Annotated in this window: 7 protein-coding genes; 4 read left to right on the top strand and 3 right to left on the bottom strand. The window is 62.2% G+C overall.

What is annotated here, in order from left to right; translation table 11 throughout:
- Positions 1-231 precede the first annotated feature (231 nt).
- Genes DQG19_RS14690 through DQG19_RS14675 form a run of 4 tightly spaced genes read left to right on the top strand, consistent with a single transcriptional unit; the run spans position 232 to position 5,292 of the window.
- Positions 232-1,884 (top strand): UxaA family hydrolase, encoded by a 1,653-nt coding sequence (locus DQG19_RS14690; protein WP_116127032.1) that lies wholly within the window; start codon positions 232-234, stop codon positions 1,882-1,884.
- A gap of 35 nt (positions 1,885-1,919) precedes the next feature.
- Positions 1,920-3,383: a tagaturonate reductase gene (locus tag DQG19_RS14685; protein WP_116127031.1), complete on the top strand. Its 1,464-nt coding sequence runs from the start codon at positions 1,920-1,922 to the stop codon at positions 3,381-3,383.
- A 1-nt stretch (position 3,384) separates the two neighbouring features.
- Complete coding sequence (locus tag DQG19_RS14680) at positions 3,385-4,281, top strand: alpha/beta hydrolase (RefSeq protein WP_116127030.1); 897 nt, start codon at positions 3,385-3,387, stop codon at positions 4,279-4,281.
- Between the two features lie 54 nt (positions 4,282-4,335).
- Complete coding sequence (locus tag DQG19_RS14675; protein WP_116127029.1) at positions 4,336-5,292, top strand: alpha/beta hydrolase; 957 nt, start codon at positions 4,336-4,338, stop codon at positions 5,290-5,292.
- Positions 5,293-5,355: 63 nt separating this feature from the next.
- Here DQG19_RS14675 and DQG19_RS14670 read toward each other — a convergent pair whose 3' ends face one another.
- The 3 genes from DQG19_RS14670 to DQG19_RS14660 are packed head-to-tail and all read right to left on the bottom strand — an operon-like array spanning position 5,356 to position 12,182.
- Positions 5,356-7,014: a DUF4957 domain-containing protein gene (locus tag DQG19_RS14670; protein WP_232826531.1), complete on the bottom strand. Its 1,659-nt coding sequence runs from the start codon at positions 7,012-7,014 to the stop codon at positions 5,356-5,358.
- Positions 7,015-7,063: 49 nt separating this feature from the next.
- Positions 7,064-8,896, bottom strand: a complete 1,833-nt coding sequence (locus tag DQG19_RS14665; protein ID WP_116127027.1) for a RagB/SusD family nutrient uptake outer membrane protein — start codon at positions 8,894-8,896, stop codon at positions 7,064-7,066.
- Positions 8,897-8,918: 22 nt separating this feature from the next.
- Positions 8,919-12,182, bottom strand: coding sequence for a SusC/RagA family TonB-linked outer membrane protein (locus DQG19_RS14660; protein ID WP_116127026.1), 3,264 nt, complete (start codon positions 12,180-12,182; stop codon positions 8,919-8,921).
- Positions 12,183-12,322: the final 140 nt, after the last annotated feature.

The following is a 12,322-nucleotide window of genomic DNA, read 5'->3' as shown; positions in this document are numbered from 1 at the left end:
CATCAGCACGCTGCCCTTCCGGGTAATGGCTGAGCGGAAGCCCGCCGCGGCCACGGTCGGACCGACCTCCGCACCCGCGCGCGCCGCCGACGACCTGGTGAAGTGCCCGGAGCCTAGGATCACGCCAGATGAGGTTACTGGGCGACCAATTACCTTTACCCGGGGGACGGACTCCTGCAATCCCAAGTTGTGCCTGCGGGCCGCCGTTCCCCCATCCAAACAGACCCTCCCATGGCCGAAGTACTGAAAATCCACCCCGCCGACAACGTCTTGGTAGCCCTGCGCGACTTCCGCGCGGGCGAAACCGTCACCGAGGGCGACGGACCCATCCCGCTGCTGGAGGATATCCCCACGAAGCACAAGCTGGCGGAGCGCGACTTCCAGGCGGGCGAGATCATCACGATGTACGGCGTCACCGTGGGCAAGACCCTGCGCCCCGTGCCCCGCGGTACCCGCATCAGCACCGAGAATACCGTGCACGCCTCCAGCGAATACAGCGTGGGCGAACGCAGCGCCGACTGGGACGCCCCCGATACCTCGGCCTTCACCGGCCGGACCTTTGCCGGCTACCACCGAACGGACGGAAAGGTGGGCACCCGCAACTACTGGCTGGTCATTCCGCTCGTGTTCTGCGAGAACCGCAACATCGACGTGATCCAGTCGGCCATGCTCGAGAAGCTGGGCTACGTCACGGAGCGGGCCTTTACCGTAGACGTGGATACGCTCATCACGAAGTACCGCAACGGCTCGACCCCCGAGGAGATCATGGAAACCTCCGTCCTCCGTTCGGGGACCGACCTGCGGCAGAACCGGGTATTCCCGAACGTTGACGGCATCAAATTCCTCACCCACCAGGGCGGCTGCGGCGGCATCCGGCAGGACTCCGAGAGCCTCTGCCGGCTGCTGGCCGGCTACCTGAACAACCCCAACGTCGCCGGCGGGACCGTCCTCAGCCTCGGCTGCCAGAACGCCCAGGTCAGTCTGCTGCAGGAGGCCCTGGAGCGGCAGTCCCCCGGTGGGTTCGGCAAGCCGCTCTACATCCTGGAGCAGCAGCGCAGCGCCTCGGAACGCGCCTTTATCGCCGAGGCCGTCAAGGCCACCTTTACCGGACTGATGGAAGCCAACCGCACCGAGCGGCGGCCCGCCGGGCTGGAGCACCTGACCCTCGGGCTGGAGTGCGGCGGCTCGGACGGCTTTTCCGGAATCTCGGCCAACCCCGCCCTGGGCTACACCTCCGACCTGCTGGTGGCGCTGGGAGCCAAGACCATCCTCTCCGAATTCCCTGAACTGAACGGGGTGGAGCAGGAGCTGGTGAACCGCTGCGTGACCGACGCGGGCGCCAACAAGTTTGCCACCTTGATGCGCAGCTATTCCCAGCGCGCCGAGGAGGTCGGCTCCGCCTTCTCCATGAACCCCTCGCCCGGCAACATCCGCGACGGCCTCATCACCGACGCCATGAAGTCGGCCGGGGCCGCCAAGAAGGGCGGTACGTCACCCGTGGTCGACGTGCTCGACTACACCGAACAGGCCACGCGCCCGGGGCTCAACCTGCTCTGTACCCCCGGCAACGACGTGGAAAGTACCACCGGCCTAGCGGGTTCGGGCGCCAACCTAATCGTCTTCACCACCGGCCTGGGGACGCCCACGGGCAACCCCGTGGCGCCTACCGTGAAGATGGCCAGCAACACGGCCCTGGCCACCAAGATGGAAGACCTGATCGACATTAATGCCGGCACCGTCATCAGCGGCGAAGACAGCCTGCGTACCAAGGGTGAGGAGCTGCTGGAGCTGCTCATCCGCGTAGCCAGTGGGGAACAACTTACCCACGCCGAGCGCCTGGGACAGGACGATTTCATCCCCTGGAAGCGCGGCGTCTCTCTCTGACCAACCATACCGAAAACCGACAATCCCAACGTACCATGCAGCCCCTCAACCGACAATCGGCCTCCGTTTCTCCCGCTCCCCCCGAAGGCATCCTGCAGTTCGGCGGCGGCAATTTCGTACGTGGGTTCGCCGACTGGATCGTGGAGGTTTACAACCGAAAGCAGTCCGATCCGCTGGGCGTAGTGGTCGCCAACAACTCCGACCGGCAGATTTACCGGGACTGGTCCGACCAGGACGGGCTGTACCACGTCCTCACGAAGGGAATTTCCGACGGGGACCTGGTCGATCGCTACGAGCTGGTCACCTGCGTAAGCCGGGTGCTGAGCCTCGACAAGGACTGGGACGCTTTTCTGGACACCGCCGAGCGTCCGGAAATGCGCTACATCTTCTCCAATACGACCGAGGCGGGCATCCGCTTTTCCGAGTCGGACGCGGCCTCGGACGCGCCGCCCGCCGAGTTCCCCGCCAAGCTGACGGCCTGGCTGCACCGCCGCTTCGACCGCTTTGGAGGGGACGGCGCGCGCGGGTGCGTAGTCGTTCCGATGGAACTCATTGTGGATAATGGTTCCGTCCTCCGGGAGAAGGTCCTGCAATACGCACGGCACTGGGCGTTGTCGGAAGACTTCGTCGGGTGGATCGAGCAATCCTGTACCTTCTGCAACACGCTGGTGGACCGGATCGTGCCCGGGGTAGGGAAGGAGGAGCTGCCCGCCGCCCGCGCGGCCGTGGGCTACGCGGACGCGGCCATTACCCAGGGCGAACCGTACCACCTGCTGGCCATAGAGGCCCCGGCCGCCGTGCGGGAGGAACTGCCGCTGGACACCATCGGCCTCAACATCATCTACACCGACGACCTGACGCCCTACCGGCGGAGCAAGGTGGCCATCCTGAACGGGGCACACACTACCATGGTGCCCGTGGCCTACCTGTGCGGCCGGGAGACGGTCCGCGAGACCCTGGAGGACGACCTGACGGGCGGCTACGTACGCGATGCCCTGTACGAAGAGATCATCCCCACCCTGGACCTGCCGGGGGTCGACCTGCAGCAGTTTGCCCGTGACGTACTGGACCGCTTTCGGAATCCCTTCATTCACCACCGCCTGCTCAGTATTTCCCTGAACTCCGTATCCAAGTACCGCGAGCGGGTCCTGCCGAGCGTCCTGGCCTACCACGAGCAGCGCGGCGAGTGGCCCCGCCGGCTGGTGTTGTCGCTGGCGGCCCTCGTGCGCTTTTACCGCGGTGAGCGGGATGGTACCGACATTCCGCTGAAGGATGATCCCTGGGCCATCGAGTTCCTCCAGTCGGCCTGGGCGGCAACCGACGGTTCTTCCGACAGCGTGGACGAGCTTGCCAAAAAGGTGCTGGGCTGGGAACGCGCGTGGGGGCGGGACCTCTCGGGCTACCCGAAGCTCCACGAAATGCTCTCCGCCCAGCTAAAGGACATCGAAGCCAACGGGATGAGCGCGGCCGTGGCCGGCGTGCAGCAAACCGCCTCCTGATATGAAACTCCTGATAACCCTCCTTCTCGCCATGGGACTGACCACTGCCTCCGCCCAGCGGGCGCAACCCCTTTATCCCGGAGCCGTACCCAATGCGCGTGCGGTGCCCGATCCGGAAACCATCGTTGATCGTGAGGTTGGCGGCCGCGCGATCAACAACGTAGCCGTACCGGAACTGACCGCCTACGTCCCCGACCATCCGAACGGACGAGCCGTGATCATCTGCCCGGGCGGCGGCTACGCGCGACTGGCCTACGACAAGGAAGGCGTATGGGTAGCTGAGCGACTCGTGGCCGACAGTGTAACAGCCTTCGTGCTGAAGTACCGGATCCCCCAGGACGAGACGAACGTGGACCGGTCGCTGGCCCCGCTGATGGACGCCCAGCAGGCCATCCGCAGCGTGCGCCGCTCGGCCGCCGAATACGGCATCGACCCCGGGAAGATCGGCATCATGGGCTTTTCCGCCGGAGGTCATCTGGCCGCTACCGCCGCGACCCGCTTCTCCCGGCCCGCCGACCCCACCGAAACGGACACTACTTCGGTACGGCCTGACTTTGCCGCCCTCATTTATCCGGTCATCAGTATGGACAGCGCCCTGACCCACCAGGGATCACGGGACAACCTGATCGGGGCGGAGGCCACGGAAGCCGACGTGCTGCGGTTCTCCACCGACCGCCAGGTAACGGACCAATCCCCACCCGCCTTTCTGGTACACGCCGCGGACGACGGTGCGGTGCCGGTGGGGAACAGCATCGCCTACTACGAGGCCTGCGTTGCGCACAGTGTTTCGGCCGAGATGCACCTGTACGCCCACGGCGGACACGGCTTCGGCCTCAAAAATCCTACCACCCCGGACGACTGGATGGAACGCTTCCTGAACTGGATGCGGACGCTGTAGGTCATTCCAGCCCTGTCCGGGCTGCGTATCTTGAACGAACGCAACGCGACCTACATGAAAGCCATATTGCCCCTCCTTTTCCTGCTTCCTTCACTAACGGCCGGTGCGCAGGGAGGCTACCATCCCAGGGACACGTCCTACTCGATCCACAGCAGCTACCTAAAGATCCGTAAGGATCATCCAAACGTGGTGCCGGTATACCCCCACCTCCCGGCCGGAGTCGTGGCCGATACGAATGTCGTTTACGCCACCGTGGATTCGGCCCGCGATTTGCACCTGGACATCTGGCGACCCGGTAACCCGGTGCGCTTGCGACCCGCGGTCATCATGATCCACGGCGGCGGCTGGACCACCGGTTCCAAGGAAAACCTCATTCCGATGGCCCAGCAACTGGCCGCACGGGGCTACGTAACCATCACGCCGGAGTACCGGCTCAGTGCGGAAGCGCCGTATCCGGCGGGTGTCTGCGACCTGAAACTCGCCGTCCGGTGGGCCCGGGCCAACGCGGCGGTCTACGGAATCGACACGTCGCGCATTGCCGCGTTCGGGGCTTCGGCCGGGGCTCACCTGGCCTCGCTGCTGGGTACCACCAACGACCTGGACCTTTACGATAGCGGTCACCCGCTGGAGCAGCACTCCGCGGCGGTGCAGGCCGTACTCAACATCGACGGTATCGCGTCCTTCGTGCACCCGGAGGCGGAACCGGAATGGACCGGGCGTTCGGCTACTGCCTGGCTCGGCACGTACGGGGAAGGTAACGACCGGTGGCGGGCCGCCTCTCCGCTGGAGTACGCCGGGGCCGCCACGCCGCCGTTCCTATTTGTGAACAGCTCCTACCCGCGGTTCCACGCCGGTCGCGATGACCTGCTGGCTATCCTGGACCGCTACGGTATCTACCACGAGGAACACACCTTTGCCGGCTCCCCCCACGCCTTCTGGCTGCTGGAGCCCTGGTTTACCCCGACCCTGGCCTACACGGTGAAGTTTCTGGAAGAGGTGTTCCCGAAGTAAGGGAATAAAAAACGCCCGGCTGAATACAGCCGAGCGTGGGATAATCGATCAAGAAACCATCAACTAAAAGGGCCGCCAGCGCGGGTCGCCGGCGTCATTTATGCCGGCGAAGCCGGTATCTTCAAAATTGAAATTCAGGTCGTAGGGGGCCACCCACAGTTCCTCGGCGGTACCATTGTACCGCTGGTTCGGGAAGCCGGGGATCTCCTTACCCTCGACGAAGGCAAAGTTTTCGGTAGCGTAGGTATTGGTGATGGTGAAGGTGGTATTCTCCAGGCCATCGTAAATACCGCGGACGGCGTACTCCCCGGTCTCGCCGAGGTCCCAGGCGGGGCCCCAGATGCTGTTGGTGATCGTGATGCCGTTGATCACGTTGCTCAGGATACCATCCTCCCCGCGCCAGCGGAACACCAGGCCATCGGGGTTGACGAACTCGTTCATCGTACAGTTGTCGATCACTACCGACTGGGCGTTCTGCCGCGTGGTGATGAAGGCCTCCATCTTGGCGAAGGTGCTGTTGGTAAAGCGGATGTTGTCGAAGGCCGCGTTGCCTACGCCGTCGGTATCGGCGGTGATCGCGCCGTAGCCACCGATGGTATGGACGATGCTATTGTTGATGATGTAGTCGCCCAGGAACATCTGGGTCCGGATGCGGATGATCCCCCGGAAATTGCTGATGATGCAGTTCTCGAAACTGAGCTCACCCAGTACGGTCCGGTCCGACACGTTGGGGTTGAACACGTAGTCGCCGCCGTAATCCTCCCCGCGAAGTTCCACGTCAATGAAACGGACGTGGTCGATGGTCGATCCGGGGACAATATTCCAGTTACCGGTCGTGTACAGGACGGGCTTCTGCTCGCCAAACCCGCTCGAGGAGCGGAAGGTGATGGACTTGTCCAGGTCGTCCGCGGGGAAATTGTACTGAACGCCCTTCTGTAGTACGATGACCTGCCCGTCGGTAGCCGCATTGACTACGGCGGTGAGGGTATCGGGGTCGTTGCTGTTACTCAGGTCGATGACGTTGGGGTCGGTGAGGTCGATGGCGGCTTCGGTAGTGGTGTAGTACTCCCAGCCGCGCAGGGTTTCCCCGTTGGGGCCGCTGTAGATCGCGATCTGGTAGCTGGTCAGGGGCGAAAGGCGGTTCACGACGAACACGCCGCTATCCTGCGCCATCTCGTCGACTTCGAACTCGTCGAGGGGCGTAGTCAGCCGTTCGTCCGTCCCCGCGAACACGCGGATATAGGTCACGGGGGCGCCCACGACCTGCCAGCGGACACGAACGCGGCCGTCCAGCAAGTCTCCCTCGGAGGGCGGGAGGAGGGGGGAGGGGAAGCGCTCGGTGCGTACGTCTCCCAGTTCGGAGGGGCGGCTGTCGAAGACCTCCTCGTCGGCGTGGGCGGTCGCCCGCACCTGGTAGAGGGTGGCGTAGAGGAGGCTTTCTCCGTTGAGGGTTTCCTCGTTGATGATGAAGTAGTTGGTGTCGGATTCGAAGGTATACAGCACGGAGGCGAACGAGTCGCGGCTGACTTCGATGGTGTAGGAGTTGGCCCGACGGATGTTTCCCATGTTCACGATGATGGTATTCAGTTCGGCCTCCAGGGGCTCGTTGAGTACCGGGCGGAACAGGCGGGTTTCTTCGTAGATTTCTTCTTTTTCACAGCCGGCAAGGAACACGAGCGCCCCTCCAAGCAGCAAAAACAAGACCTTAGGCAAGGTTGACATGATAAGTTTCATTGTAGAATCTTGAATAATAGTTACGCGCGGCACCGGACTACTGGAATCCGTAGCCGTCGTTGGAGAGGGTTCCCTGACTGTTGGTGATAGCTTCCTCGGGGACCGGGAAGATGTAGCGGGCGACGCCGGGCTTGGGGCCTTCGTCGATGTAGTTCCGCCAGTCCTTCACGATCCACTCGGGATATTCGTTGCGGACATCGTCCCACAGGCTGGTCAGCCAGCCGTCGCGGTTCCAGGTATCGTCGGGGGCGACGAGCACGTCGCGGTCGGGGTTCAGCACCACGAAGTTTCCGCTCTCATCGACCTTCCAGAAGATGTAGTCGGGCAGTTCCTCGTAGGGTCCTTCGTCGTCGTCATCGGCGGCGGCATCGGCCATCAGCTTGAGCGTTTCGACGGTTTCGGCCATTTTCTCGGAGTAGTTGCCCCAACGGATAAGCTCGTACTTACGGATCATCTCACCGCCGAATTCCCAAGCACGCTCGTCGACAATGGCGTCGAAAAAGTCCTCCTTGCTTCCCGATACTTCGGCTACGTACGCGTCTACCTTTTCCGACCAGTCGGCTTCGTCGAAGGCCCGCCGGCGCACCCGCTTCAGGCTTTCCTGCGCCGCGGCGGTGGGGCCGTTGAGTTCGTTCTCGGCCTCGGCGTGCATGAGGATCACGTCGGAGTAGCGCAGCATGGGCCAGTTGATCCCCGTACCCTTGGCCGAGGAAGAACCCGGGGGGGACTCCAGCTCCCACCGGCTCCATTTGCCCTGGGCGATGTTGGTGATGCCGCCGTTGGCCAGTACCAGTTCCCCGTCGGTATTGACCATGTACAGGGCGCAGGTCACGTCCCGGCGAATGTCACTGGTGTCGAAGGAGTAGTAGTAGGAAGGCGGCATAGCCATGTAGTTGTTGCCGGAGCCGTAGTCGTGGGCCGCCGTGGCACCGCCCTGTACCGTCACGCCGATGTTCCAGCCCACGTCGCCGTTGCCGAGGGCAAAGGGCACTTCAAAGAGCACGTCGCTGTTGGCGGGGGAAATGAACTTGGCGGTGTTGAGGAAGACTTGCTTAAAATCGCGGGGGAGATCCCGGTCCTTCAGGTCCATCAGCTTGGCCGTATAGTCGCGGGCGATCCGGTAGTAGTCCTGGTAGTCATCTTCCCGGGCCATGGTAAGGTCGGGGCGGAGGAAGTAACCACCGCGTTGCAGGGAAAGGCGGGCGATCATGCCGAGGGTATATTCCCGGTTGACCTGCTCGATACCGTAGGGCAGTTCCTCGGCCCACATCATGTTACCTTCGGCGGCGATCATGTCGTTGATGACGTCGGTAAGGATGATGTTGCGGTCGGTTTTGTCCAGAAAGAATTCGTTGCCCGCTTTCGGTGCGTCCCGTACGTAAGGCACGTCGCCCCAGTAAAAGGTGAGCATACTGTACCAGTAGGCACGCAGGGTATATGCCTCGCCGAGCAGGTGCTGCATGGTCCGCGCCGTGAGTACGTCGTCCGAATTGATGGCCGCCCCGCCTTCGATGCCCTCGATGGCGATATTGGCGTCACGAATGGCCTGGTAGGCGGCGTTCCATACGCGGCGCAGGTCGTTGTTGCTTGACAGGGCCTCGAGGTCCCAGATCTGGTAGCGATCGCCGGAGCTGGTCCAGCCGCTCTGGTGCTCGATGTCGGTGTTGCCGGTCATGTTGTTCGACAGGCGGGAACGGAAGGGGTCGGTGCCGAAGGGCTGGTAAATGGCGTTCACCCCCTTGCGGGCATCGTCGACGTTGGAGAAAACGTAGTCCGTATCGAAGGTCGAGATGGACTCCGGTTCGAGAAAGTCCTGGCAGGAGGCCAGCAGGCCCACCGCGAGGATTCCGAGTAGTATGTTGTATTGCATGATAGGTCGGGTTGGGGGGCGATTAAAAGTTGAGGTTCACGCCGAAGGTGTAGCTGCGGCTGCGCGGGAAGGAGGAGTAATCCACTCCCGGCGTCAGGGCCGCATAGGAGGAACTGCGCGACGTGCTTACCTCGGGGTCGTAGCCGGAGTACTTGGTCCACAGCTTCAGGTTGGTACCGGTTAGGTATACCCGCAGGCTGGAGATGCCGACCCGCGAAGTCAGGGTCGTAGGCAGCGTGTAGCCGATATTCAGGTTGTTGAGGCGCAGGAAGGACCCGTCCTCTACCGCCCAGTCGGAGATCACGGCCTGGGCAATACCGAAGCTGTTGTGTGACCAGATCTCCTTGCCGGCGTTCAGCTCGGCGAGCTGGTCGAGGTCGGTCACGATACCACCGGGAGTGCCGGTGTAGGAACCGTCGACGTCGAGGTAGGTGAAGCGGTTGTCGCTGCTCATCGTAGTCAGCAGGTTGCCGTAGCGCACCCGACGGTACTGGTTGAACTGGATCTTGCCCGTATTGTACACGTCGGCGCCGTACGACCAGTTAAAGAAGATCGAGGCGTCGAAATTCTTGTAGCGGGCGTCGAAACCGAATCCCCCCTGGTGCTTCGGCAGGGTGTTGCCGATGACGCGACGGTCCTCGCTGGTGATCGCGCCGTCGCCGTTGAGGTCGGCCAGTTTCATGTAGCCGGGCCGGATCTGTGGGTTGCCTACGGTTGCGCCGGAGTTGGGGACGCCGTCGGCCAGGGTGTAGGTGTCGGTAATTGGGTCATAGCCCGTAAAGTCGTCCGTGGAATAGTATCCGTCTGAGACGTAGCCGTAGATGTCGCCCAGGGTCCCGCCGACCGTCAGGAGGAAGTCGTTCTGGTCGTTGAGGTCGGTACTGGCCCAGTTGGACTGGAAGAAGCGGGAATCGGTGCCGCCGAGGTCCTCGACCTTGGCCCGGTTAATGCCGATGTTGAAGGTACCCGAAACGGTGAAGTCCGGCCGGCTTACGAAGTAGGAGGTCAGTCCCAGTTCAACCCCCCGGTTAGAGGTAGAGCCGATGTTGTCCCACTGGGTGGTGAAACCCGTATTGGACGGAATAGAGGACCGAAGCAGCAGGTCCTTGGTGGTGTTGTGGTAAACGTCCAGGGCACCGAAGATGGCTCCGTCGAAGAAGCCGAAATCAAGACCGAGGTTCCGGTTGATCGTCGTCTCCCACTTCACCAGCGGGTTGTAGAGCGTACTGCCCGACGGGGTGTAGTACACGTTGTCTACGTTGTTGAAGCCGGGGCCCTGGTTGGTGGTACCCACGAAGAGGAACTGGGTAGCGGTGGCGTCAATACGGTCGTTACCCGTTTCACCGTAGCTGACGCGAAGTTTCAGTTCCTGCAGCCAGTCGGTATTTCGTAGGAAGGCCTCTTCGGAAAGTTTCCAGCCCAGCGCCACGGCGGGGAATACACCGACGCGGTTGCCGGCAGCAAACTTGCTGGAGGCATCGCTGCGCAGGGTACCGGTGATGAGGTAGCGGTCGTTCAGCGAGTAGTTGACGCGACCGAAGAAGGACAGGCGATTGGAGTTTGTGAAGTCCTCCGTTTCGTAGCGGTCGGTACGTCCGAAGGTCATATTGGCGAACAATTCTTCCGGGGTTATGGAGAGCCGAAAATCCTCGGCACGGACGAAGTCCCGCTTGCCGCCGTTCGAGTAGATCTCGTGGCCGAGCAGGAAGTCCATATTCTGGTTCTTCAGGGAGACCAGACGGTAGGACAGCGTATTCAGCCACCGGTAGGAGGTGCGTTGGAAGTTATCCTTCTGACCGAGGGGCAGGCTGCCACCGTTGTTGAAGGATTCACCCGTCAGCGGACCGTAGAAGCGCAGGCGCTCGTCGAAGCTCTGGGAGCCGGTGAAGGTCGTTTTGGCGATGAAGTTGTCGGTTACGTTCCAGGCCAGGGCGGCGTTCAGGATGTAGTCGTTGTCCGTGGTGCGGCGCCAGTCCTGCTTGGCCAGTTCGGTGGGGCTCACCAGGCTGCGGAGGAAGGTCTGGAAGTCGTCGCTCTGGTCTACGGCGTTGAGGTCAATTTCCAGTTCGTCCGCGATGCCGTTGACGGGCCGCGTCTGAATGGCGTCCTCGATGCGGATCTGCGATCCGCCGGAGGTGCCGGCACCGTCCACCACCGTCTTCGTGATCCGAGCGCCGGCCTCGAAGATGAGGCTGGGCGAGAGGTCCTGCTCCAGTTTGAAGTTCAGGGCGTTCCGCTTGAATCCGGAGTTGATCAGCAGTCCCTCGTCCGTATTATTGGTGAGGCTCAGGCTGAGCTTGGTGGTCTGGGTGCCGCCGCTCAGGCTCAGGTTGTGGTACTGCGATAGGCGGGGGTCGCCGAACAGCTCGTCCTGCCAGTCCGTGCCGGGGCGCTGCTGGTACAGCTCGAGGTCGTCGTACTTGCCGAAGAAGCGCTCGAAGTTGCGCACGTCGGCCTCGGAACGGATGGCGGCGTATTCGTAGTTCGCCAGGGCGAACTCGTAGGGATCCAGTACGTCGTACTTGCGGTCGCCGGGAAGTTGCTTGGACTGCAAGAAGCCGTTGTAGTTGATGCTGATCTTGCCGGCCTCGGGGCGCTTGGTGGTAATGACGATAACCCCGTTGGAGGCCTGGGCACCGTAAATGGCGGTGGCGGCGGCATCCTTGAGTACGCTGATGCTTTCGATATCGGTGGGGGGGATGTCCCGGATACTGCCTACGATGAATCCGTCGACCACGTAGAGCGGGGAGTTGTCCTGGGTAATGGATCCACCGCCGCGCACCCGGATGACCACGTCGGCGTCTGGGCTCCCGTCCGTAGTCAGGACGTTCACGCCCGGCAGGCGTCCGGTAATGGCCTGGGCGGCGCTGGTGATCGGCTGGGTGCGCAGGTCTTCCGCGGAGACCGAGGCAACCGATCCGGTAAGGTCGGAGCGCCGCACGGTTCCGTAGCCTACCACGACCACCTCGTCGAGGAGGGAAGCCGCGGCCGACATCTCCAGGTCGATGACCTGCTGATTATTCACGGCGATCTCCTGCGAGCCGTAACCGGTATAGCTGAAGACCAGGGTATCGGTGGGGGCGGCCGTGATTTCGTATGCGCCCTCAAAATCGGTCACCGATCCGGTGCCGGTATTCTTGATCATAACCGTTACGCCGATCAATGCCTCGCCGTCGGTATCTAGTACGGTACCGGTAACGGTAGACTGGGCCATCGCCGACTGGCTAAGCAGACCGAATACCCCCAGCAATATGCCGAATAATATTCTTGATTTGGTTGAATGCATGATGTGATGTTTTATAAATACCGTGAGGGTATAAGCTTCATTGGCAAATAAAAGGAAGGTGTCTGGCGTACGGGCCAATTCGGGCTATGCAAATATTCACTTTGCATGCGCAGCAATTAACCCCCGGTATTGTGACGGAC

Origin of the sequence: Lewinella sp. IMCC34183 (genome assembly GCF_003390915.1) — a bacterium.
Classification (GTDB): domain Bacteria; phylum Bacteroidota; class Bacteroidia; order Chitinophagales; family Saprospiraceae; genus Neolewinella.
The sequence above is the reverse complement of the archived record's forward strand: the minus strand, read 5'-3'. Positions and strand labels throughout refer to the sequence as shown.

Bases quoted from the DNA above. Each gene is read 5' to 3' on its own strand.
- DQG19_RS14660 (WP_116127026.1), bottom strand. From the start codon at position 12,182: ATGCATTCAACCAAATCAAGAATATTATTCGGCATATTGCTGGGGGTA.
- DQG19_RS14680 (WP_116127030.1), top strand. From the start codon at position 3,385: ATGAAACTCCTGATAACCCTCCTTCTCGCCATGGGACTGACCACTGCC.
- DQG19_RS14675 (WP_116127029.1), top strand. From the start codon at position 4,336: ATGAAAGCCATATTGCCCCTCCTTTTCCTGCTTCCTTCACTAACGGCC.
- DQG19_RS14690 (WP_116127032.1), top strand. From the start codon at position 232: ATGGCCGAAGTACTGAAAATCCACCCCGCCGACAACGTCTTGGTAGCC.
- DQG19_RS14685 (WP_116127031.1), top strand. From the start codon at position 1,920: ATGCAGCCCCTCAACCGACAATCGGCCTCCGTTTCTCCCGCTCCCCCC.
- DQG19_RS14665 (WP_116127027.1), bottom strand. From the start codon at position 8,896: ATGCAATACAACATACTACTCGGAATCCTCGCGGTGGGCCTGCTGGCC.
- DQG19_RS14670 (WP_232826531.1), bottom strand. From the start codon at position 7,014: ATGTCAACCTTGCCTAAGGTCTTGTTTTTGCTGCTTGGAGGGGCGCTC.